A 21,862-nucleotide genomic window follows, 5' to 3' on the forward strand; every position below is an offset into this window, starting at 1 on the left:
CGTGCGTAAGTGCACCTTCTTGGAGGCGCTTTTCTTTTGCAGTGATGCTCTTGCTGTGCCCCCCGGAGAGCGGATCAACTCCCGAGTGAACTGCTGCGAATAGTGCTAAGCGCCCATGACCGCCGCAAGAGCCCGGCATCCACTTGGGATGACCGTCCGTCGTCCAGCGTCCGCGGCAATGGGGAGCGCCCTTCTGCCGTCCTGCCGAGTGCAGAACGGCCTGCTCGCTGAAGAGTGAAGGGAAAGTGGCGGAAGGCAGTGAGAGTCGAACTCTAAAAATGGATGGATCAGTGCGTCGCAAAGCCGCTCGTTATGGGGATTCCAACCATCAGCGCGTGTCGATTTTCGACAGTTTGTGCCTGTGATTTCGACACTTCTTCGACACCCACTACGGGAACCAGGTGCTAAGATTGATTGGCAAATTTTGCCAAAAGGTGGGTTCCCATGAGCACCATGAACATCTCCCTGCCCGACGCCCTCAAGAGCTTTGTCGATGACCAGGTCAGCCAGCGCGGCTACGGCACCAGTAGCGAGTATGTCCGCGAGCTGATCCGCAAGGACCAGGACCGCCAGCGTCTACGCAACCTGCTCCTGGAAGGCGCCGCCTCCTCCCCCGCCGCCCCGGCTGATGACAACTACTTCGAAGCACTGCGCAACCGGGTACGGAACGCCAAGGCATGAAGGCCAAGCCCATCATCCCCCGGGCACTGGCCAATCAGGATATCGACGACGCCATCAGCTACTACCTGAGCGAGGCAACTGAGCAAGCCGCCCTCGGCTTCATCGACGCCCTGGAGCGAGCCTACAAGCACATCAGCCGGCATCCCGAATCGGGCTCATCGCGATACGCCCATGAACTCGATCTGCCGGGACTGCGCTCTTGGGGGCTGAAGCGCTACCCCTACCTGGTCTTCTATATCGAGCGTGATGATCACATTGATGTGTGGCGCGTATTGCATGAGATGAGAGATATTCCGAGCTGGATGCAGGGAGATTAATGATGAGGGTTAGAACTTGGCGGATGAAATAAAAAATCTACAGAGGGCTGTCTGCAAAGAGCATGGCGTAGCCCACTACCCGTCACCCAATCAATTAAAGGTTGGGATATCCCTCAATACCCGAGAAGGAGTCATTCCAATCAATGGACTACGCCATCCACCGGAGGGCGATACGACTGGTTGGTACATCTGGGCAGGTGAAGAGCTTCCTCAGGATGCTGACTTCTTTAAACCCCTGCACGTGCATCACTTACCTGATTGGTGCCCTGAAGTTCAGAAATACCTTGGACTTCCACCTGGCTGGAGGTTCCTCGTCGCTGGGGAATATGAGGATGTTTGGTTCGACGAATCATTGCTAGACGTGTAAATCCAGCAAAAGGGGACAGATTCATTTTCCCAACTTTAAAAAGGCCGAATCAAAATTAGAGCAATCAAATAAATCTGTCCCCTTTTCCCGCAGTCCTGGTAGCGGTTGCCGCGCTCCCCGCCCCCTAAATTCAGCCAAACTTAGAATAAATAAGAATCAGATACCCCACAGACGCTTGAATTATAAAATACCGACCAGATTGATTTCCGATCCTGCAGTCAGAATAGAGCACGACTCTCGACTCAATATCTGGACATAGGCCGAACACCTCCTCCATTACATCTTGAGTCATAAGCTTAGCCGTATTGCCTCGTGAGTGTTCCGGCAACTGATTCAAGAGTGAATTATCAATGAATTCCGCAATAAATCTTTCAAACTCCCGAACACCATCGACCAAAGTCTCTATGCCGAAAAACTCTATTTCCGCTAAAACCAAGCCCTCAATTGATTCGGAATCCTGCAATGTTTTCAGAGAGCCAATAAGGTCATCTTCTTCCAGCTCGCACAGCATTGCGGAAATAGAAGATGCTCCCTCGACCAAAGCTTGCCGAGAGATCGCTGAAAAGTAACCATCAATCCATGCGATGCTTTCGCTTTCAATTCTTCGTACCATTTCTCACCTGCGACAAATAAGTGCAATCAAAAAGGGGACAGATTCATTTTCTCCACCCTAAGACCAGCTGAGCGACCAGGATTAAAGAAATTAAATGAATCTGTCCACTTTTCTCCCAACTGCTCCGCCGGGTCATCCATCTCGTGCATGATCTGCTGGGCGAAGTGCAATCTAGGGGAAGAAAATAAATCTATCCCCTTTTTACGCTGCACACCCCTTTGTTCCGCTATTTCTTCGTATATAGCAACTCATGGAGGAAGCAAATTACAGCCACCATTATAAAGACTCTTGCGATCTTATATAAAAATGAGCCCCTAAACCGCAGGTGGGTATATATCTGAAAGAATATAGCCACAAACAAGAACACCAACGACCAAATGAGATTCACAAAGTTACTCAAATCAATTAGCTCCACCTATGCCGGGCGTCACTTTGCTTGGCAAGCCTGGTAAGCATTAGGGCAAGTCTTGGCAATAGACAAGTCAATTTCTCGTTCCTCACGAGGAAATGTCTGAATCTTCATCTCTAGCCTAACGCCCCCTCATCGCTGTGTTCTCCTCTCCCCAAACGCACGAGGAAAGCCCAATGCAAGTCCACGAAGGTGAGTGTCGGAAGGGTGATGTTCTGTCGCTGAACATCCTGGAAGGAAGAGCGAGTGAGGAGCTAATGCGGCTGTTGCTCACTCACGGGATAGCGATCGAGGTTGCGGCGATCCAGGGCGACGCGGTGAGGCTGATTATTCGAGCGCCCGCGAAGATGCTGATCGTTGAGGAATTGGTTGCTCCGCCGTGAGGTGGTGGAGCGAGGTGAGTTCAAGCGGTCCTGGACCGCCGGGAGAACCAGCGGTCCGCTACTGTGGCGGTGATTGCTAACCCGCGTTCGGAGTTGGCAAGTTTGAATGGGCTTCGTCGTATGCAGGACTTGTCTGGCCTGCTTCAGGTGCAACCTCCCCGCTAGCCAGCCACAAGGCGTACTGCGGGTACATCTTCACGAGCACGCCGATCTCCTCTGTGCTCATTCTGATTGCTCCCTTGCTTATGTTCTTCCATCGCTCGTGATTGGTCTCGCCAAGCAAGCTGAGCTTCTTGGGTCCGGCCATCCGGATCAATAGAACTGCTCTATCTCGTATCTCGTCCATAGTCACAAATACTAATCGAGGCAGTATTTACTCCCACAATGCATTGAGAGTAACCTTTGCCTCGGAGTAAATACTGCCCCTGCATGGGCATTCGCTAATAGCCACGAATAGTGACGGAACGAGCATGGAACTGGAAGAGCTCTCCCCGACCAACCTGGTCGGCCCGCAACAGGACGTAGAACCCATCGCCGCCTGGGCAGATCGCAACGGTGTCACCTGCGACACCGCTCGCGCCTGGGTGTATCGGGGAATCATCCCCTCAGTGAAGCTCGGCAAGCTGCGCATGGTGAACTGCGCCCTGCTCCGCCAATGGCTTCTGGAACAGGAGTGGACCGCATGAACGGCAACAACGAATCCCTCAACCTCAACAACCTGCCCGCTGGCCATTACGACGCGGTGTGCAGCCCGGAAGCCTTCGCCAGCATGTGCGGCGTGTCTGACGACACCGTGATGGGCTGGATCAAGTCCGGCACTGTTCCCGCCGTGCGAATGAAGGGCGCCCAGCTGGTGAACCTTGAACGCCTGTGCCAGGACCTGGAGCAAGGCAAGGACCAGTTCGATGAGGGGGATTACGCCAATGACTAGCCAGCCCCTCGCCCTGAACGCAGGTATTGCCACCTCCCTGATCGGCCAGACCGTGATGGTGGAGCTGCGCATCGAAGACGATCCCGAATCCCTCTGGCGCTGCTTCCACATCGTGGGGCTGGTGGCGCCGATACCGGGCCTCGTGCAGGAAGGTCACTTCCTGGTGTTCAACGCGCTCCAGGAAGAGCAGTTCCCAAGCGAAATCTTCTGGTCCGACATCCGCACCCTCACCACGCTCCATCGCCGTCCGTTGGAAGGCTCCGACCAGATTTCGCCCGCGCTCGGCGGCCTGATCCGGTCAGGGGCCGCGCTCCCGGCTCGTCGGAACAGCTCCACCGTTCCGGCGAACGGAAGCACGGGCGCAGCGCACCCTTGACCACACTCCTGCCCGAACAGCCTCGGCTGGGGAGTGTGGGGCAGCTTCACCGCCCCGCGCTCCCGAGCCCTCGGCGGCAAGAGCGGGATGACAAGGGCGGCGCCCTTGGTGTTAACAGGGCCCGGCTCTGCGCACTGGCCCTCTTCGCCGCACTGGCTTCACTGTCCCGCCTGCAGTTCCAGGACCCGCCCCCTCCGCTCGAAGCCTTACTGCTCCCCTGCCTCCTGGAAGCAGATTCCCCCTCCCCTTCCGCGCCCCTCACTACCCCGATTGCTTGTGAAACCTCGCGCGTTCGCACGTTTTGCACGGATACGCGCGCAGCGCGTACCGCGCAAACGCGCGAGCGCGAGAGCGCCGCTACTTGCGGGTGGAGCCCGCGCACGGGAGGCCGGCAGGACGTCCCTGTAGCACGTCCTATCAATGGCTTAACGCCGTTTCAATTCGTGTCATTTCATGGAGTTTGACGACATGAGAAAAGCCGTAGACCAGATTCGCGTCGATTTGCAGACCGGCCAGGAGTGCCGGAACTCCCGTCTGTTCTTCGACCCGAAGGCAGCCCGGATGACCAACCTGTCGAAGGTCCGCCTGTTGGGCTGTCGCGTCGACACCGTGCGCCAGTTGTACCGGGGCATGGTCCGCCCGGAGGTCCTGGCCCTGTTCGAGGAAAGCGGTCTGGTCAGCTTTGCCGGCCACCAGTGGCATGCCGGGCGCGTCAGCCGGGATTCCGGCTACCAGTACAAGCTGCAGAACAACGACCTGGGCTTTGTGCTGCTGCTGAAGAACTTCAACGTGAAGGCCGATGTGATCGGCGCGCACATGAAGATCGAGGTCAGCCCGCATGCGATCCAGTCGAGCCCGCCCGACGTGCTGCAGGAGTGGATGGACCGCTTCGCCACGGCCGCCCTGCAATGCATGGAGGCCAACCAGTGTGCCGTCCACCTCGCCCTGGACGTGCAAGGCTGGCAACCGCCGAAGGACCTGATGGACCGTCTGCTCTGCCGCGCCCGCACCCGTCGCAGCATCACCGGCATCAGCGAAGTGTTCTATGACGGGGAAGCCGTCTCCTACGGCAACGGCCAGTCCTTCCTATTCGGCTCCGCCTCGGGCATGCAGCTCGCGATCTACGACAAGACCCTGCAGGCCTACAGCATCGACAAGCTCGACTACTGGCAGTCGGTGTGGAAGACCATGGACAACCCCTTCGCCCCGGACGACGACCAGAACTACGACGCCAAGGCCCCAGTGTGGCGGGTGGAGCTGCGCTTCCACCACTCCATCGTCCAGCAGTTTGCCGACGGCTCGGCCAGCATGGACACCGGCGCCATGATCGACAGCCGCACCTACCGTGACCTCGCCCCGCACCTGGACGGGCTGTTCCAGTACGGCCTGGAATCCTTCCGCCTGTGCTCCAGCAAGGGCGTGTTCGATGCGTTCTGGACCCTGCTGCGCCAGGACACGAAAGTCTCCGTGCCAGCCGTCTCCCTCGCTGGCCGTACCCACTACAAGCGCCACTACAAGACCTCGCAGGGCTTCTCCGGGAAGAACGTCGACCTGTTCATCGGCAACTTCATCAGCCTGGTGGCCCGAGAGCGGGTGGGGGCAAAAAAGGCCTTTGCCAGCCTCCGCAACTGGGAGTGCTGGCCGGTGATCCGTGACCACTACGCCCACAAGGGCCTGGATGAACGGGCCCTCTACAAACGCATCAAACAGCTCCTGGAGGAACGCGTCGTCCGATGGGGGCGTGCGGTCTGATGGCCATTGAGCAACTGCCCGATGGCCGCTGGAAAGTCGATACCGAGCCCATCAAGGGCAAGCGCTTCCGCAAGACGGTGAAGACCAAGGCAGAAGCCCTGCGCTTTGAAGCCACCTGCCGCGCCAAGGTGATCGACGCCCCCGATTGGTCACCCCGTCCCAAGGACACACGTCGGCTCCTGGACCTGATCGACCGCTGGCATCTGCTCCATGGCCACGCCCTGTCGGACATCTACCGCACCGAGTTGGTACTGCGGCGTATGGCCGAAGGCATGGGTAACCCCATCGCCTGCCGATTGAGTGGTGCCCAATACACCGAGTACCGCGCCAAGCGCCTTGCAGCCGGCATCACCGGCAAGACGGTAAACACCCAGCTCGGCCACCTCTGCGCCGTGTTCAACATCCTCCAGGAGCTGGGGGAGATCGACTATCCCAATCCGCTGGCCAAGGTGAAGCCGCTCAAGCTCCAGGAGCGGGAGCTGTCCTACCTGAGCCGGGAACAGATCGAGGTGCTGTTCAACGCCATCCGCGAACACTGCCGCACGCCGCATACCGGGATGGTTGCGACCATCTGCCTGGCTACCGGATGCCGCTGGGGAGAGGCCCAAGGGCTGCGCCCTGAGCGTGTGAAGGATGGTGCGGTGCACTTCGTGAACACCAAGTCCAAACGCCGCCGTTCGGTGCCCATCGACGCCGCCCTGCAGGACTGCATCCAGGAACACTTCACCCGCCACGGCCTGTTCACCAACTGCCGCGACAGCTTCGACTTCGCAGTGAGAATGTCTGGCCTCGATCTACCTGCCGGTCAGAAGAGCCACGTGCTGCGCCACAGCTTTGCGTCGCACTTCATGATGAACGGCGGCAACATCCTCACGCTGCAGAAGATCCTGGGCCACGCCTCGCTGAACATGACGATGCGCTATGCACACCTGGCCCCGGAGTACCTGCGCGACGTGATCAGCCTTGGGCCGATTAGGGACTTCAGGCACCTCTATAGCGCCGATGGCTCAGCCATGTGAAGAACTTGGCGTTGATCAACGGAGCTTCATCTATGATCGAGCGCTGAATCTAGGTGGCCCGTTGAAGGATTATCAAAGTGAAAACATGGAAGGTGGGCTTTATTGATGCAGCCCTGTTCATGCTCTTCTGGACTGCAATTGCCATCGCCGGCACATCGAACCTGAACACTGCGCTTCAGTTTTCAGCCTGGTATCTGCTACCAGTCTCAATCGCTGTCGGGATCCTCGGCACTCTCCAGGCAAGAGCAATACGGTCGGGGCAAATGAAACTCCGCATCGCAGCGAAGAACGGACTTTGGTGGGGATCAGCGCTCGGGTTTGCCTGGATGGTGTTGAGCATTACCAATGATGCCTTCGCCGCAGGCGGACACTTAGAAGGGTATCCACTACTCAGCAGGGAAACTGCCACTTTCGTATTCCTCTACGGCATCCCAGCCATGCTGGCAGGTGGGGTTCTCGGCAGCCTTCATGCTTCGGCCTTTTACGCCATCAACTCCTGGTTGCTGAAAGAGTGAGGCAACGTCCTTACGGTCCTAGAGTCACTATGATTTTCGACACTTCTTCGACACCTCGACCCAACCGGGCTTGAGTAATGCGCTGAAAGCCCCGGAATACGGGGCCTCTAGCGTGGGAATTGGCGGAAGGCAGTGAGAGTCGAACTCACCCAGGAACGGCTGCCGTCCCCCACCGGGTTTGAAGCCCGGCCACGCCACCGGGCGTGCTTGCCTTCCATAACTCGTGATCAGGGCTTGGGCACTTGGGCCAGGGCCGAGTCTTCCCTGATCTTGCGTTGGTCGCCGATGCGGCGAGTGAAGCCGATGCGGTCGAAGTATTCCAGTAGCTGGATGCTGCGTTTGCGGCCGATGCCGATGTGGTCGCGCCAGGCGGAGGCTTTGATCGTGCCTTCTTCGTCTTGCAGTTGCCGGGCGTGTATTGCCAGTTGCTGGATGGCCGCTTCGGGGTAGAACAGGTCCTTGACCACCTGGTGCAGCAGGCCGAGACGGGCGAGTTTGCGTTCCAGCAGGCGCATGGCGCCCTCGTCCACGGTCAGTTCCCGGGCGAGATCGCGGACCCAGGGTGGGTCGAAGTGGCCGGCTTCCATGAGTGGCCAGATGCGTTGGCGCAGGGCTTCGTCGGCGTCGCTCAGTTGTACGCGGTGATCGGGCAGGTGCAGCCAGGGACCGCTGGTTTGCACGGCGCCGCTGGCGAGGTGCTGTTCCAGCAAGGCGATGAAGACGGGGCGCTCCAGTTCGGAGAGGGCGTAGCGGCGCAGGCGGTCGCGGTCCGGGCCGAGTTCGTCCGGGAGTTCGGCGTGAAAGCGCGCGAGTCCGGCGAGTAGCTGCTCCCCCAGGGCCTGCCAGCGCGATTGGGCGAACAGGCGCGGCCCCTGCCGCGTGGGGATTTCCAGGGCATCTGCGGGCAATGCCCAGCCGCTGCGCGGTCGATTGAACTGGCGCTCCAGCCGTTGCGCGTCGAGGCCGTTGTCGGCAACGCCCAGCAGGGTTGGCAGCGCGGTTTCCAAACCATCCCACCGCAACGCTTCCAACTGGGCGAGGCGTTCCGGTGTGCGGCGGTTGCGCGCTGGGGCGAAGGGGTCGAGTACGCGGCCGCCGCCGAGGGTGCGCTGGGCAGATTGGTCACGCAGCACCAGGCGGTCCCCGTGTACCGCGTGGACGGGCGCATTCAGCAGCAATTGGGCGAGGCCGCTACGGCCGGGCGCCAGGCTGTTCGCTTCCAGCAGGGCCACACGGCCGGTGACGTTCTGGGCGCCAAGGTGGACGTGCACCGGGGTCCAGTGGGCCAGGTCGTGGGCCTCGCCGGGGAGCAGGCGCAGTTCGATATCCACGCGGGTAGTGGGCGCCAGCAGCGGCTGGGCCAGCAGCCAATCGCCTCGGTGGATGTGCTCCAGGGCCAGGCGTTCGCCGGTGATGTTCAGGGCCACGCGCTGGCCGGCCTCGGCCTCTTCAACCTGCAGGTTGCGCGCGTGCAGGCCACGTACGCGCACGGTTCGACCGGAGGGGCTGAGGACCAGTTCGTCCCCAACGCTCACCCGCCCGGCGAATGCGGTACCGGTGACCACCACACCCGCGCCGGAAACGCTGAAGGCTCGGTCGATGGGCAGGCGAAAGTACCCGTCACTGCCGCGCTCGGCGGTCCGAGCGATCTCCGTATTAAGTACCTCGCGCAGCTCATCGATGCCCCTGCCGCTCAGGCTGTCCACCGGGAAGAGTTCAGCACCTGCCAGCGGCCCCGGCGCCAGCAATGCGGTGACTTCGGATTGCACGTCTGCGAGGCGCGCGTCATCCACGCGGTCGATCTTGGTCAGGGCCACCAGGGCACGGCGGATGCCCAGCAGTTCGGCAATGGCAAGGTGTTCGCGGGTTTGCGGCATCACGCCATCGTCAGCGGCGACCACCAGCAGCAACAGGTCGATGCCACAGGCACCGGCCAGCATGTTGTGGACGAAGCGCTCATGGCCGGGCACGTCGATGAAGGCGGTGGGTCGGCCATCGCCCAGGTCGGCGTGGAGGTAGCCGAGGTCGATGGTGATGCCACGTTCGCGCTCGGCCGGACGACGATCGCCCTCCAGCCCGGTAAGGGCCTTGAGGAGCGCCGTCTTGCCGTGGTCGATATGCCCTGCCGTGCCGACTATCACTCGATCACTCCCGAGAGCTGCGGCAGCTGGGCGAGGAATGCCGGCTCGTCGTCGAGCTGGCGCAGGTCGAGCCAGAGGGCGTCGTCGTCGAGGCGGCCGATCACCGGGATGGGCAAGGTGCGCAGGCTCTCTTCCAGCTGACGCAGGGCGCGGCCACGCAGGCGCCTGGGCTGTTGCGGACGCAGGCAGAGCGCAGCGCTGGGCAGGCGCGCCACCGGCTGGGCACCGCTGCCGATCATGCCGAGTGCTGCCTCTGCACTCACCTGCCAGGACGCGCCGAGCTGGGCGGCCAGCAGTGGCGCCAAGCGATCGGCCACGGCACGGATATCCGCCTGTGGGCGACTGAGCAGGCGCAGGGTGGTGAGGCGTTCGGCGAGGCGCTCCGGGTCGCGGTAGAGACCGAGCACCGCTTCGAGGGCGGCGAGGGTCAGCTTGTCGACACGCAGGGCGCGCTTGAGCGGGTTTTTCTTGATCCGCCCGATCAGTTCCTTGTTGCCGACGATCAGCCCGGCCTGGGGCCCGCCCAGCAGCTTGTCGCCGCTGAAGGTGACGATATCGGCGCCGTCGCGCAGGGCTTCCTGCACCGTGGGTTCCTTGGGCAGGCCCCAGCGTGTGAGGTCCACCAGCGTGCCGCTGCCGAGGTCTTCCAGCAGCGGTAATCCATGGGCGTGGGAGATGGCCGCCAGCTGCGCCGTGGGCACGCTGGCGGTGAAGCCCTGCACGCTGTAGTTGCTGGTGTGCACGCGCATGAGCAGGCCGGTGCGCGGATTGATGACGGCTTCGTAGTCCTTGGCGTGAGTGCGGTTGGTGGTGCCCACTTCGACCAGCTTCACGCCAGCGCGGGCCATGATGTCGGGGATGCGGAAGGCGCCGCCGATCTCGATCAGTTCCCCTCGCGATATCACCCCTTCCTTGCGCGCGCCAAGGCTGTTCAGCGCCAGCAGCACGGCGGCGGCATTGTTGTTGACCACGGTGACCGCCTCGGCACCGGTCAGCTCGCGAATCAGGCCAGTGATGAGATCGTCGCGGTCGCCGCGCTTGCCGGTGGCGAGGTCGAATTCCAGGTTCAGCGGATAACGCGCGGCGAGGGTGATGGCTTCGATGGCCTCATCCGGCAGCAGTGCCCGGCCCAGGTTGGTGTGCAGCACAGTGCCGGTGAGGTTGAACACTCGCCGCACCTGGCTGGAATGGGCCACGGCAAGGCGTTCCCCGGCGCGACCGGCCAATACGGCATCGGTGAGTTCAACCGCCGCGAGCTGGCCATGACGGGCAGGCTCGCGCAGCTCGTCGAGCAGGTCGCGCAGGGTCTTGAGCAGGGCCTCGCGGCCATAACGCTGTTGCAGTGGAGCGCAGGCCGGGCTGCGCAGCAGGCGGTCGACAGAAGGCAAACGAGCGGCCGACATGGGCATTCCTTAGCGCGGGGCGATCAAGTCCTTATGAAGTCTAGGTGCTTATTCGCCGCCGGGTGCCAGCAGAAGGTTCGGCGCGCGACGCAGGTAACCTTCTTCGTTCATGCGCACATCGAGATCGAGGCTGGCCAGGTCATCGGCCTGGGCTTCGGCCTGGGCGTCGAACTCCAGGTAGCACTGCTTGAGGTAGCCCTGGCAGTTGGGACAGGCCTCGGCGCGAATGGGTGCCTCTTCGCCCTTCACGCCTTCGCGGTCCAGGGAAAGATAGGCCAGGTGCTTGCTCTCCTGGCAGTGGCTGCACTTGAGCCGCACGTAATGCCATTCGCAGGAGCACAGGGAGCAGGCGAGGTAGCGCAGGCCGTTGTGTTTGCCGCGATGGCGGATCATGCCGATGACCGGCGGCGAACCACACGCCGGGCAGAGGACCTTGGCGTCGTTCTCGACGATGGCACCTTCGGGCAGGGCCAGCAGCCAGTGACTGAAAGCTACCTGCAGGGCGGCGCCCACGAAGGGGGCGATGGCGGGCGGCAGCAGGTCGAACTGGCCGCTCAACAGGCCGACGCCCCAGGTCTTGCGCTGGGCTGCATCAGCCGTTTTCAGCTGGAACAGGGCGTCAGCCACGGCGGCATTGGCCGGAACCTCGATGCGCGCCAACAGGGCATCGAGGGCCGCGAGCCAGCCATCGGCGCGCACCAGGGCTTCGAAGGCAATGGGCGGCATGCCGTGTTCGCGGCTGCGGGCCAGGGACTCAGGGGCCGGACCGGGCAGCGGCGGCGGGTTGTCCAGTACCTGTTGCTGGGTATCGCAGAGTGCTGCCACCAACTGCAGGTAGCCCGCCAGCGGATGGCCGTTGGCGAGTTGCCGCAGGCGCTCGGCGCGGACCGTGAACAGATCGCGGTCCGGCAGGTTGAGGAAGGGCGGGATGTTGGCGGCGGCTTCGATTTCGCCGGGTTGGAGAATTCGGCCTGACACGCAGAGCTCCTTGTGTCCGAGATAGGTATTCGCCATGGGGCAGAGTAGCTGCCCCCTGTGGGGTCGTCAGGCAGTCCTTCGGACTGCTTGGCGAATGAATTCGCCCCTACAGGTGAAGGTCATCAGGCTCAGCGCTTGCCCTGCCCTTTGCTGACTTCCTTGTACCAGGCGCCGTGGTGCTTGCGGGCCCAGCCCTTGCTGACCCAGCCGTGGAGCATGGCGCTGACCGAGCCCTTGATCCAGATGCCGGCGTAGATGTGGACGATGATGCTGAGGATCAGTACCCAGGCGGCGAAGGCATGCAGCAGCGCGGCGAAGCGGATGAGGTCGATGCCGAACAGGTGGCTGAAGTACTGCCGCCAGATCACGACGCCGGTGGCCAACAGCACCAGCATGCTGAGCAGCAGCACCCAGAAGAGCATCTTCTGCCCGGCGTTGTAGCGGCCCACTTCCGGTAGCCGGTCCTCGCGGTTGTTGACCACGTCCTTCCACTGCTTCAGCCACTGGCTGTCGGACTTCTCCCAGCGGTTGTGGCGGGCGAAGCGCATGGCCAGGAGGATGAAGAAGAGGAACATGGTCACGCCGAGGAAGGGGTGCAGGATGCGTGTCCACGGCCCGCCGCCGAAGAAGTTGGTCAGCCAGAACAGGGACGGGTGGAACAGCGCCAGGCCGGACAGCCCGGCAAGGAAGAAGAGAATGGCCACCGCCCAGTGATTGCTGCGCTCGGCGGGGGTGTAGCGTTCGATGTCTTTGTTCATGTCCAGCTCCTGGTCGGGGCGGATTTCCCTCACCCCTGCCCTCTCCCAGAGGGAGAGGGGGCGTTTATCTCAACTCGGCGACTTGGGATCGACCTTCTGCACCGTCGCATCGCCACGCGGGGCCTCGTCTTCTTCCACCTTGTTCGGGCCGACCCGCACGTAGTGGAAGAAACCGAACAGCGCCACCACGCCCATCGCCAGCAGGCCCAGCGGCTTGGTCACGCCTTTCCATAGGCTGACCATGGGGCTGATGGCCGGGTCGTCCGGCAGGCCGGCGTAGAGCGAGGGTTTGTCCGCGTGGTGCAGCACGTACATGACGTGGGTACCGCCGACACCTGGCGGGTCATACAGGCCGGCGTGCTCGAAACCTCGGGACTTCAGGTCGACGATGCGTTCGGCGGCATGTTCCTTCATGTCTTCCTTGGTGCCGAAGACGATGGCGCCGGTCGGGCAGGTTTTCACGCAGGCCGGCTCCAGCCCCACGGATACGCGGTCGGAACACAGGGTGCACTTGTAGGCCTTGTGGTCCTTCTGCGAGATGCGCGGGATGTTGAAGGGGCAGCCGGTGATGCAGTAGCCGCAGCCGATGCACTTGTCCTGGTTGAAGTCGACGATGCCGTTGGCGTATTTCACGATGGCCCCGGGGCTCGGGCAGGCCGCGAGGCAGCCCGGGTCGTCGCAGTGCATGCAGCCGTCCTTGCGGATCAGCCACTCCAGCTTGCCGGCCTCGGGCTCGTACTCGGTGAAGCGCATCAGGGTCCAGGTGTTGGCCGAGAGGTCCGCCGGGTTGTCGTAGGTGCCGTGGTTCTGGCCGACCTCGTCACGCAGGTCGTTCCACTCAGAGCACGCCACCTGGCAGGCCTTGCAGCCGATGCACTTGGAGACGTCGATGAGCTTCGCGACTTCGTCCATCTCGCGAACGGACGGCATGGGTGTCGTGGTGGCGGAGCGGGCGATGATGTCTTGTGATGCCATGGCTCAGCTCCTCATGCCTTTTCCACTTTGACCAGGAACGACTTGAACTCCGGTGTCTGCGTATTGCCGTCGCCGACGAAGGGAGTAAGCGTGTTGGTCAGATAGCCGTTACGTGCCACGCCGGAGAATCCCCAGTGCAACGGGATGCCGATCTGGTGCACGGTCTTGCCGTCCACGGTCAGCGGCCTGAGGCGCTTGGTCACCACCGCCACCGCCTTGATGAAGCCACGGTTGGACGACACCTTGACCCGTTCACCGGCAGCGATGCCGAGCTCCTTGGCGAGGACTTCGCTGATCTCGACGAACTGCTCGGGCTGGGTGATCGCGTTCAGCCGGCAGTGCTTGGTCCAGAAGTGGAAGTGCTCGGTGAGCCGGTAGGTGGTCGCCGCGATGGGGAAGTCCGCCGCCTTGCCGAACTCTTCCCAATCGCCCTTGAACACCCGCGCGGCCGGGTTGCTGGTGACCTTGGCGTTCTCCGGGTGCAGGGGGTTGCGCCCGATGGGGGTCTCGAAGGGTTCGTAGTGCTCGGGGAAGGGACCCTCGTTCATCTTGTCGAGGGCAAAGAAGCGCGCCACACCCTCGGGGTTCATGATGAAGGGGCTCATGCCGGCTTCCGGGGCGACGTCGGCCTTGTAGTCGGGCACGTCGGTGCCGGTCCAGTTCTTGCCGTTCCACCACACCAGGCGTTTCTTGTCCGGGTCCCAGGGCTTGCCGGACGGGTCGGACGAGGCGCGGTTGTAGAGGATGCGCCGGTTCGCCGGCCAGGCCCAGGCCCAGCCAAGGGTCTGGCCCATGGCGTAGGGGTCGGCGTTGTCGCGGCGGGCCATCTGGTTGCCGGCGGAGGTCCAGCTGCCGGCGAATATCCAGCAGCCGCTGGCGGTGGTGCCGTCGTCCTTCAGCACGGCGAATCCGGGCACCTGCTCGCCGGCCTTGAGCAGCACCGCGCCGGTGGCCGGGTCGGTGAGGTCAGCCAGGGCCTTGCCATTGAACTCGCGGGCGATCTCATCGGGTCCCGGCTCGTCCGGACGCAGGTAGCTCCAGTCCAGGCCCAGGATCGGGTCGGGGAAGGTACCGCCATCCTTCGCGTAGGCACTGCGCAGGCGATGGTAGAGGCCGCCCATGATGGCGATGTCGGTGCGTGCCTGGCCGGGCGGTTCGGCGCCCTTCCAGTGCCATTGCAGGACTCGCCCGCTGTTGACCAGCGAGCCGTCCTCTTCGGCGAAGCAGGTGACGGGCAGACGGAACACCGTGGTCTGGATGCTGGCGGTGTCGACGTCGTTGAATTCGCCGGCGTTGCGCCAGAACTCCGAGGTGTCAGTGGCCAGCGGGTCCATGACCACCAGGAACTTGAGCTTGGCCAGACTGGCGCTGACCTTGGCCTTGTTGGGGAAGGAGCCAATGGGGTTGAAGCCCTGGCAGAAGTAACCGTTCACCTTGCCCTGGTACATCATGTCGAAGTACCGCAGCACGTCGTAGCCCGGCACATCAAGCTTGGGCAGCCACTCGTAGCACCAGTTGTTCTCGGCGGTGGCCGACTTGCCGAACCAGGACTTCATCAGGCTGACGTGGAATTTTCCGTAGTTCTGCCAGTAGGACATCTGCCCCGGCCGCACCGGTTTTGCGGCGCGCTTGTCGATGTAGGCGGCGTAGTCCTGCTCGGCGTCGGCCGGCAGGGTCAGGTAACCCGGCAGGGAGTTGGAGAGCAGGCCGAGGTCGGTCAGGCCCTGGATGTTGGAGTGGCCGCGCAGGGCGTTCATGCCGCCGCCCGGCATGCCGATGTTGCCCAGCAGCAGTTGCACCATGGCGCCGGTGCGGATCATCTGCGAGCCCACTGAGTGCTGGGTCCAGCCGAGGGCGTACATGATGGTCATGGTCTTGTTCGTGGCGGACGTCTCGGCAGCCAGACTCCAGACCTGTTCCAGCAATTCCTTCGGTGTGCCGCAGATGCTGCTGACGAGCTCCGGCGTGTAGCGGCTGTAGTGCTGCTTCATCAGCTGGAATACACAACGCGGGTCCTGCAGGGTCATGTCGGCGCGAACGTAGCCATCCTCGCCCTTGGCGTAGCTCCAGGTGGACTTGTCCGGATAGGCGCGCTTGGCCTCGTCGTAACCGCTGAACAGGCCATCCTGGAAGGTGAAGCCTTCGTTCACGATGAAGGGCGCGTCGGTGTAGTTGCGCACGTACTCGTGCTGGATCTTGTCGTGGCTGATCAGGTGGTTGATCAGGCCACCGAGGAAGGCGATGTCGGTCCCGGTGCGGATCGGCGCGTAGTAGTCGGCCACGGAGGCCGAACGGGTGAAGCGCGGATCGACCACGATCAGCCGGGCGTTGTTATGCGCCTTGGCTTCGGTGACCCACTTGAATCCACAGGGGTGGGCTTCGGCGGCGTTGCCGCCCATGATCAGCACCAGATCGGCATTCTTGATGTCGGTCCAGTGGTTCGTCATGGCTCCACGGCCAAACGTCGGGGCAAGACCTGCCACCGTCGGGCCATGTCAGACACGCGCTTGGTTATCGAACCCCAGCATGCCAAGGGAACGCACCACCTTGTGGGTGATGTAGCCGGCCTCGTTGCTCGATGCGGACGCCGCGAGGAAGCCCGTGCTCAGCCAGCGGTTCACTGTCTGGCCCTGGTCGTTCTTCTGGATGAAGTTGGCGTCGCGGTCGGCCTTCATCAGCTTGGCGATGCGGTCGAGGGCTTCATCCCACTCGATGCGTTTCCACTCGCTGGTACCCGGCTCGCGCACTTCGGGGTACTTCAGGCGATTGGGGCTGTGGACGAAGTCGAGCAGGCCGGCGCCCTTCGGGCACAGGGTGCCGCGGTTCACCGGGTGATCGGCGTCGCCTTCGATATGGATGATGTTCTGCGCAACGTTCTTCGCCGCATCGCCCTGGCTGTACATGATCAGGCCACAGCCAACGGAGCAGTATGGGCAGGTATTGCGAGTCTCAATGGTGCGCGCCAGTTTGAAGTGGCGTACCTGGTCGGCGAAGGCTTCCGGAGGCGCCACCCCCAGAGCCGCCAGGCTGGATCCTCCAAGGCCCACGGCGCAGACCTTGAAGAACTGTCGACGGTTCATGTCCATCGTGTTCTCCCTCATCAGCAGACGGCGCCCGAAATATCGCCGGGCATATCCAATCTAAGGGTAGTCAGCTTCAGGGGTAATGCCAGAAGGGTGCCCTGGCGCGGGCCGCTAGCCGTGCTGGCCGGCAAGCTCGGACGCGGCGGTTTCCTGGCCCGGCACTGGGCCCGGCGACTCCGCGAACAACGGCAGGGCGATGCGGAAGCAGGCACCCTCTGCACCGTTCTCGGCGCTCAGGCGCCCGCCCATTTGCTGCACGATGCCATAGCTGACCGACAACCCGAGGCCCGTGCCCTTGCCCACCGGCTTGGTGGTGAAGAAGGGTTCGAAGATCTTCTCCAGCAGGCGCGGATCGATGCCGCCGCCGTTGTCTTCCACCCGCAACTCCACCCAGGCACCGCGACTCTCCAGGCCGACGAGGATGGACGGGGCGAAATCCGGCTCCTTCTCCTTCTTGCCGAGCATGGCGTCGCGGGCGTTGACCATCAGGTTGATCAGCACCTGCTCCAACTGGTCGGCGAATCCGCGCACGGCAAAGCGCTGTTCGCCCAGTGCGAGGCGAACGTCCACACCCTTGCCACGCAAGCCTTCGGACAGCAGCGACAGGGCGCCCTCCACCGCCTCGCGCGGATCGAAGAGTTGCTGCTCCACATCCGAGCGCCGGCCGAACACCCGCATGTGATCGACGATTCGGGCCGCCCGCTGCACCTGCGCCTCGATGCGCAGCAGCTTGTCGCGCAGGTAGTCCACCTGCACCTCATCGCTGGCCACGCGCTTGAGCACGTTGGCCACGGCCATGCGCATCACGTTCAGCGGCTGGTTCATTTCATGGGCGAGCCCGGTGGCCATCTCGCCCAGGGTGGCCATCTTGGCGCCCTGGTAGAGCTGCTGCTGGGCCTTGCGCACTTCGGTGTTGTCGCGCCCCACGGCCTGCACTTCCAGCAATCGGCCGTGCTCATCGAACACGCCGCGGTCGGCCCAGATCCACCAGGCGTGTTCGCGGCCAGGCAGTTGCAGGCAGATTTCCGCGGTACTCACCGGCTGCTCCGGAGTCAGGCTGATCAGGCGTTCCTGGAAGACCTGACGCTGCTCCTCAGAGAGCCAGGCGCCGAGATTGGCGCCGGCCAATTCCTCGGGCCGGCACTCCAGGTAATCGGCCAGCGGCCGGTTGGCAAAACGCAGGACGAGGTCGGGGGTGTAGCGGCAGATCATCGCCGGGGAGTCCTCCACCAGGATGCGATAGCGCTCCTCGCTTTCCCGGACCCGCTCAGCAGCCAGTGTGGCTTCGGTCACGTCCAGCCAGATGCCCAACGCTTCCTGGGGCTGGCCCAATTCATTGCGCAGCAGGCGCACCTCGTCCAGCAGCCAGTGGTAGTCGCCCTGGCGATCACGCAGGCGATAGCGACAGCTGACCTGGCCGTCACGCAACAGGCTGCGGGTGCGGGCGAAGAAGATGTCGTGGTCCTCGGGATGGACACGCTCGGCCAGACCGCCCTGCTGCAACTCCGCCAGGGTCCAGCCAAGCATGGGGCCGAGGCTTTCGCTGCAGAACTCCGGCAGCAGGGCACCGTCCTCGTAACGCAGTACGTAGATCACCGCCGGCGCGCTGGCGATCAGGTTGCGCAGGCGGGCGTGAGCCGCCGCCGCGCTGGCTTCCTGGGCCTTGATGTCGCTGATGTCGAGCAGGAAGCCGAACACCCGTGACTGGGTTCCGGCGCCCTGCACCTGGGTCTGGACCCGGTGCCAGATCGCCGCCTCCTGCGTGCTGGAGAGGTACAGGCGTAGGCATTGGGTGAAGCCCTGACCGTTCAGTTCGGCAGCGCGCAAGCGGGCGCGGAATTCATCCCGGTCGGCCGGGTGCACCTGCTGCAACCAGCCGTCCAGCGGCAGGCGGCCCTGGTCGTCGGCCTGCCAGGCTCGGGCCAGGGCAGGCGCCAGCAGCACTTCCCTGGTCGCCGGCAGGTATTCCCACCAACCGGCCCCCAGCATTCCCTGCAGGGCTTCCAGGCGGCCACCTTCATGGCGCTGGCTCTGATCCCGCAGACGCGCCAGCAGAGGGCCGGCGAGCTGTGCGCACACCTGCTGCCACTCGGCATCGCCCAGGGCCGAATGGGCATCGGGCTCGAAGGGTGCGCAGAACAACCAGGCAGTAATGCCGGAAAGCTCCACATAGGGCACCAGGAAGGCGGGTCCATCGCCCAGCAGGGCGAACAACCGTGGGTGCTGTGACAGCTGCGACCAGCTCCAGCGCTGCGGTGCCCGGCCATGCAGGTCCGCCAGTTCCTGGCCAAGGCGCTGGCCCTCCTGCCAGTATCCGGGCGCGCCGTGCCCCCGGTGCTGCGCGTAGATCTGCCAGCCCTGCCCGCCCGGCATATAGATTGCCAGGGCCATGCAGGGCACCCGCCAGCGCAGTGCCAGGGCTTCCAGTAATTCGGTGGTGACCTGGGGCAGCAGCGAGGCGCTGGCCAGGCGAATCCGTTCCGCCGCCTGCCCGGCGTGGAGCAATGCCTGGCGGCGCAGGTCGCCAGCTTCCTGATGACGGATCAGGTCGCCAATATCCATCGCCTGGAGCAGCCAGCCATCGCGGGTGGCGGTGAGCCAGCCACGGGTGTGAAGGAGGCGGCCATCGCTGCCGATGAAGTCCAGGTCGAAACAATCCCGTGCCCACTGCTCCGGCGTCCCCGACAGCAGCGCGGCGCAATTGACACTGACGAAGTCGGCCAGCGGCAGCGCCTGGCCATTGGCCGAGCGCCCCAGGCGCACGCCCAGGGCACCGGCGATGCCCAGCACGCGGCCCTGGGGGTCCAGCGCCAGCAGCAGGCTGGAGGTGGTCGTCCGCGCAGCCTGGAGCAGCGCCTGGCTGGACGACTCCAACGCCTCCGTCGCACCACCCATGCCGAACCTCACGGGTTCTGTACCTTCAGGCTGGCCTGGGCAGCCAGTTCGGCGGGGAGTTGCGGCACCCGGCCGATGCCCGGCAGCACCAGGAAAGGCACCACCGGATGGGCTTCATAGGGGTAGGCGACGCGCACGGTCAGCACGCCGCCCGTAAGGCTGACGGCCGGGGCCGGCAGGTGGGCGCGAACACCGGAGGGCAGCCAGGAGAGCTGCTGGTTGATCGAGGCATTGGCTTCGGCGGTGGCCAGGGCGAGGAAATTCTCGGCCTCGGGGTTCACCGCCACGGCGCGGCGCACCGCTTCGGCCGACGCCTGGTTGAAGGACTGCAGCATCAGCAAGGGCAGGCAGTAGCTGACCACGCCGTAGAAGATGGCGAAGAAGATGATGAAGACCAGGGAGAACTCGATGGCAGCCGCACCCTGCTGCTGCCGGGCGAAGCGCGGTGATACCCCTTTTCTCATGGAGACCTTCCCGACTGGTGGCCGCACTGCGGCAGAAATGCTCGGCTGCCTTCCGAAGATTCGGCTACACAGATAGCAGCATAGAAGCACTTCACAGACGCACCGGATATTTCATGTCGGCCCTCCCCCTGCTGTTCTGGACCGCCCTCTGCGCCCTGCAGGATCTCCGGCAGCGACGCATCTCCAACTGGCTCACCCTGGGTGGCGCTACGGCCGCCCTGCTCTACCTGCTGCTGAACGAACGGACCCTGCTGGGCGCATCGCCGGCCGAGGCCTTCACCGCCGCTGGCCTCGCTCTGCTGTTGACCCTGCCCGGCTGGTGGCTGGGCAAGCTGGGCGCGGCGGACGTGAAGCTGCTGCTCGGCATCGCCCTGTGCAGCCACAGCCTGTTCGTCCTCTACTGCCTGGCCGGCGCGGGGCTGGCGTACCTGGCCTGGGCCGGGCTGTCGCGTCCGCTCTGGCCCGTGCTGCCGACGGGCTTGCGCAACGCCCTGGCACAACTGGCGCCGGAGCGCGCCCGACGCTATCCATTCGCCCCCTTTCTGTTCGTCGGTTCTTTGGCATCACTATTTCTGACGAACTGACTGGCAGTGATATGAAAGTGCTATATCTTTTGTTAGCACTGCACCGCCGTACCAATTCCCGCGTGCCGGGGTGGGGATCGCGAGAGCAATTCGCCAGAACCCAATTCTTTGGAAGGCTGAATATGGATTCGCAACCTTGCACCCTGCTGGTCGTGGACGACGACGAAGCCATCGTCGTCGAGCTTCAGGAATTTCTCGAGAGTTGCGGCTACAACTGCACCGGCTGCACGTCTGGCCGCGAGGCCATCCAGCGATTTCGTGAAGACGCCAGCATCGGCATCGTCCTCTGCGACCTGCACATGCCGGAGCTGGATGGCATCGCCCTGGTCCAGGAGCTGGAAACCCTCAGCACGCCCGGCCACGCCTTCGAGGCCATCATCTTCACCGGCCAGGCCGAGCCCCGCGATGTGATCGAAGCCATGCGCGCCGGGGTCGCCGACTACTACCAGAAGCCCATCGACCCGGAGCAGGTGCTGCGCGCCGTGCGCCGCCTCGAAGAACGCCTGCAACAGCGCCGCCGGGACAATCTGGAACTGGCCCAGCTGAACAACAAGCTGCGCACCCTCGCCGAGTCCATTGACGAGCTGTACCAGGACATCAACAAACGCCGCCGCGGCTCCATCGACCACACGCCACCGGCGATGGAGGGCATGGACATGGGCGTGCAGCCGCCGTTCGACAAGCTCTCGCCCAGGCAGCTGGAAGTGGCCCGGCTGGTGGGCAAGGGCATGACCAACTATCAGACCGCCTGCGAGCTGGGCCTGACGGAAAACACCGTGAAGCTCTACGTGTCGCAGATCCTGCGACTGACCCACATGCACAACCGCACGCAACTCGCCCTGGCCATGGCCCCGCCCAGCCGGCGGTCGCATCAGGTGGCGCATTGAGGGACACCGGTTGATGGGTATCGCTGCGCTCCACCCATCCTACGAACCGTGATGATCCGGAGGGGTGCGCCGTGCGCACCGGCGGTTTGACGGGGTTCCGAGGCCGACTTCGGAATCGGTGCCCGCAGCGCACCCTACGGCCCAGCCTTTAGCCCACCCTACGAGCTGTGACGATTCGGTAGGGTGCACCGTGCGCACCAGCGGTTTGACCAGGTGCCGGGGTCGAGTCCGGAATCGGTGCGCGCAGCGCACCCTACGGCCCAGCCTGTAGCCCACCCTACGAGCTGTGACGATTCGGTAGGGTGCGCCGTGCGCACCAGCGGTTTGACCA

21 protein-coding genes and 1 tRNA gene are annotated in these 21,862 nt (G+C 63.5%); 11 read left to right on the plus strand and 11 right to left on the minus strand.

Annotation, left to right across the window (positions count from 1 at the left end):
- Positions 1–444 precede the first annotated feature (444 nt).
- Entirely contained in the window at positions 445–681 is a 237-nt protein-coding gene (locus tag E8E91_RS11090) for a type II toxin-antitoxin system ParD family antitoxin (protein WP_137821134.1), read from the plus strand.
- Complete coding sequence (locus tag E8E91_RS11095; RefSeq protein WP_280375801.1) at positions 678–998, plus strand: type II toxin-antitoxin system RelE/ParE family toxin; 321 nt, start codon at positions 678–680, stop codon at positions 996–998. The genes E8E91_RS11090 and E8E91_RS11095 overlap by 4 nt, the downstream gene beginning before the upstream one ends.
- A 497-nt stretch (positions 999–1,495) precedes the next feature.
- Here E8E91_RS11095 and E8E91_RS11100 read toward each other — a convergent pair whose 3' ends face one another.
- Both E8E91_RS11100 and E8E91_RS11105 read right to left on the minus strand, forming a co-directional pair.
- On the minus strand, positions 1,496–1,978 hold the full coding sequence (locus E8E91_RS11100; RefSeq protein ID WP_280375802.1) for a hypothetical protein: 483 nt from the start codon (positions 1,976–1,978) through the stop codon (positions 1,496–1,498).
- 26 nt (positions 1,979–2,004) lie between these two features.
- Positions 2,005–2,190 carry a hypothetical protein gene (locus E8E91_RS11105; RefSeq protein WP_280375803.1) on the minus strand — a complete coding sequence of 62 codons (186 nt, stop codon included), beginning with the start codon at positions 2,188–2,190 and terminating at the stop codon, positions 2,005–2,007.
- Between the two features lie 373 nt (positions 2,191–2,563).
- On the opposite strand from E8E91_RS11105, the gene E8E91_RS11110 reads away from it, so the two are divergent.
- The 7 genes from E8E91_RS11110 (at position 2,564) to E8E91_RS11145 (ending at position 7,363) form a co-directional block, all read left to right on the plus strand.
- Complete coding sequence (locus tag E8E91_RS11110; protein WP_280375804.1) at positions 2,564–2,770, plus strand: carbon storage regulator; 207 nt, start codon at positions 2,564–2,566, stop codon at positions 2,768–2,770.
- A gap of 470 nt (positions 2,771–3,240) precedes the next feature.
- A complete protein-coding gene (locus E8E91_RS11120; RefSeq protein WP_120654973.1) occupies positions 3,241–3,456 on the plus strand; it encodes a DNA-binding protein in 216 nt (71 codons plus the stop codon).
- The gene (locus E8E91_RS11125; RefSeq protein WP_280375805.1) at positions 3,453–3,701 is read left to right on the plus strand and encodes a DNA-binding protein; all 249 of its coding nucleotides are present in this window, start codon (positions 3,453–3,455) and stop codon (positions 3,699–3,701) included. Before E8E91_RS11120 ends, E8E91_RS11125 begins: the two co-directional genes overlap by 4 nt.
- Positions 3,694–4,077: a hypothetical protein gene (locus E8E91_RS11130; protein ID WP_280375806.1), complete on the plus strand. Its 384-nt coding sequence runs from the start codon at positions 3,694–3,696 to the stop codon at positions 4,075–4,077. Before E8E91_RS11125 ends, E8E91_RS11130 begins: the two co-directional genes overlap by 8 nt.
- Positions 4,078–4,545: 468 nt before the next feature.
- A complete protein-coding gene (locus E8E91_RS11135) occupies positions 4,546–5,829 on the plus strand; it encodes a hypothetical protein (protein ID WP_280375807.1) in 1,284 nt (427 codons plus the stop codon).
- A complete protein-coding gene (locus tag E8E91_RS11140) occupies positions 5,829–6,848 on the plus strand; it encodes a tyrosine-type recombinase/integrase (protein ID WP_280375808.1) in 1,020 nt (339 codons plus the stop codon). The genes E8E91_RS11135 and E8E91_RS11140 overlap by 1 nt, the downstream gene beginning before the upstream one ends.
- A gap of 77 nt (positions 6,849–6,925) precedes the next feature.
- Positions 6,926–7,363 (plus strand): hypothetical protein, encoded by a 438-nt coding sequence (locus E8E91_RS11145; protein ID WP_280375809.1) that lies wholly within the window; start codon positions 6,926–6,928, stop codon positions 7,361–7,363.
- 120 nt (positions 7,364–7,483) lie between these two features.
- On the opposite strand, the gene E8E91_RS11150 is transcribed toward E8E91_RS11145, so the two are convergent.
- The 9 genes from E8E91_RS11150 to E8E91_RS11190 all read right to left on the minus strand — a co-directional run bounded on the left by E8E91_RS11150 (position 7,484) and on the right by E8E91_RS11190 (position 20,060).
- Positions 7,484–7,579: transfer RNA gene (locus E8E91_RS11150), tRNA-Sec, on the minus strand.
- Between the two features lie 11 nt (positions 7,580–7,590).
- Positions 7,591–9,504: a selenocysteine-specific translation elongation factor gene (gene selB, locus E8E91_RS11155; RefSeq protein ID WP_280375810.1), complete on the minus strand. Its 1,914-nt coding sequence runs from the start codon at positions 9,502–9,504 to the stop codon at positions 7,591–7,593.
- Positions 9,501–10,907, minus strand: coding sequence for an L-seryl-tRNA(Sec) selenium transferase (selA, locus tag E8E91_RS11160; RefSeq protein WP_280375811.1), 1,407 nt, complete (start codon positions 10,905–10,907; stop codon positions 9,501–9,503). Before selA ends, selB begins: the two co-directional genes overlap by 4 nt.
- 48 nt (positions 10,908–10,955) lie before the next feature.
- Positions 10,956–11,885, minus strand: coding sequence for a formate dehydrogenase accessory protein FdhE (gene fdhE, locus E8E91_RS11165; RefSeq protein WP_280375812.1), 930 nt, complete (start codon positions 11,883–11,885; stop codon positions 10,956–10,958).
- A gap of 128 nt (positions 11,886–12,013) precedes the next feature.
- The gene (locus tag E8E91_RS11170; protein WP_280375813.1) at positions 12,014–12,643 is read right to left on the minus strand and encodes a formate dehydrogenase subunit gamma; all 630 of its coding nucleotides are present in this window, start codon (positions 12,641–12,643) and stop codon (positions 12,014–12,016) included.
- A gap of 69 nt (positions 12,644–12,712) precedes the next feature.
- Positions 12,713–13,618, minus strand: coding sequence for a formate dehydrogenase subunit beta (gene fdxH, locus E8E91_RS11175; protein ID WP_280375814.1), 906 nt, complete (start codon positions 13,616–13,618; stop codon positions 12,713–12,715).
- Between the two features lie 11 nt (positions 13,619–13,629).
- Complete coding sequence (gene fdnG, locus E8E91_RS11180; protein ID WP_280375815.1) at positions 13,630–16,704, minus strand: formate dehydrogenase-N subunit alpha; 3,075 nt, start codon at positions 16,702–16,704, stop codon at positions 13,630–13,632.
- A gap of 108 nt (positions 16,705–16,812) precedes the next feature.
- Positions 16,813–19,608: a PAS domain-containing sensor histidine kinase gene (locus tag E8E91_RS11185; RefSeq protein ID WP_280375816.1), complete on the minus strand. Its 2,796-nt coding sequence runs from the start codon at positions 19,606–19,608 to the stop codon at positions 16,813–16,815.
- The gene (locus tag E8E91_RS11190; RefSeq protein ID WP_280375818.1) at positions 19,605–20,060 is read right to left on the minus strand and encodes a pilus assembly protein; all 456 of its coding nucleotides are present in this window, start codon (positions 20,058–20,060) and stop codon (positions 19,605–19,607) included. Before E8E91_RS11190 ends, E8E91_RS11185 begins: the two co-directional genes overlap by 4 nt.
- A 113-nt stretch (positions 20,061–20,173) precedes the next feature.
- Here E8E91_RS11190 and E8E91_RS11195 point away from each other — a divergent pair, with 113 nt between their 5' ends.
- Both E8E91_RS11195 and E8E91_RS11200 read left to right on the plus strand, forming a co-directional pair.
- A complete protein-coding gene (locus E8E91_RS11195; protein WP_280375819.1) occupies positions 20,174–20,644 on the plus strand; it encodes a prepilin peptidase in 471 nt (156 codons plus the stop codon).
- Between the two features lie 122 nt (positions 20,645–20,766).
- The gene (locus E8E91_RS11200) at positions 20,767–21,531 is read left to right on the plus strand and encodes a response regulator transcription factor (RefSeq protein WP_280375820.1); all 765 of its coding nucleotides are present in this window, start codon (positions 20,767–20,769) and stop codon (positions 21,529–21,531) included.
- Positions 21,532–21,862 lie beyond the last annotated feature (331 nt).

It is taken from the genome of Pseudomonas sp. BN515, from assembly GCF_029873155.1.
Lineage (GTDB): Bacteria > Pseudomonadota > Gammaproteobacteria > Pseudomonadales > Pseudomonadaceae > Metapseudomonas.

Excerpts from the sequence above, each read along its gene's own strand:
- E8E91_RS11110 (WP_280375804.1), top strand. The coding sequence starts at position 2,564 with ATGCAAGTCCACGAAGGTGAGTGTCGGAAGGGTGATGTTCTGTCGCTG.
- selA (WP_280375811.1), bottom strand. The coding sequence starts at position 10,907 with ATGTCGGCCGCTCGTTTGCCTTCTGTCGACCGCCTGCTGCGCAGCCCG.
- E8E91_RS11125 (WP_280375805.1), top strand. The coding sequence starts at position 3,453 with ATGAACGGCAACAACGAATCCCTCAACCTCAACAACCTGCCCGCTGGC.
- E8E91_RS11100 (WP_280375802.1), bottom strand. The coding sequence starts at position 1,978 with ATGGTACGAAGAATTGAAAGCGAAAGCATCGCATGGATTGATGGTTAC.
- E8E91_RS11140 (WP_280375808.1), top strand. The coding sequence starts at position 5,829 with ATGGCCATTGAGCAACTGCCCGATGGCCGCTGGAAAGTCGATACCGAG.
- E8E91_RS11200 (WP_280375820.1), top strand. The coding sequence starts at position 20,767 with ATGGATTCGCAACCTTGCACCCTGCTGGTCGTGGACGACGACGAAGCC.
- E8E91_RS11120 (WP_120654973.1), top strand. The coding sequence starts at position 3,241 with ATGGAACTGGAAGAGCTCTCCCCGACCAACCTGGTCGGCCCGCAACAG.
- E8E91_RS11195 (WP_280375819.1), top strand. The coding sequence starts at position 20,174 with ATGTCGGCCCTCCCCCTGCTGTTCTGGACCGCCCTCTGCGCCCTGCAG.
- E8E91_RS11135 (WP_280375807.1), top strand. The coding sequence starts at position 4,546 with ATGAGAAAAGCCGTAGACCAGATTCGCGTCGATTTGCAGACCGGCCAG.
- E8E91_RS11090 (WP_137821134.1), top strand. The coding sequence starts at position 445 with ATGAGCACCATGAACATCTCCCTGCCCGACGCCCTCAAGAGCTTTGTC.
- E8E91_RS11170 (WP_280375813.1), bottom strand. The coding sequence starts at position 12,643 with ATGAACAAAGACATCGAACGCTACACCCCCGCCGAGCGCAGCAATCAC.
- fdxH (WP_280375814.1), bottom strand. The coding sequence starts at position 13,618 with ATGGCATCACAAGACATCATCGCCCGCTCCGCCACCACGACACCCATG.
- E8E91_RS11130 (WP_280375806.1), top strand. The coding sequence starts at position 3,694 with ATGACTAGCCAGCCCCTCGCCCTGAACGCAGGTATTGCCACCTCCCTG.
- E8E91_RS11095 (WP_280375801.1), top strand. The coding sequence starts at position 678 with ATGAAGGCCAAGCCCATCATCCCCCGGGCACTGGCCAATCAGGATATC.
- E8E91_RS11190 (WP_280375818.1), bottom strand. The coding sequence starts at position 20,060 with ATGAGAAAAGGGGTATCACCGCGCTTCGCCCGGCAGCAGCAGGGTGCG.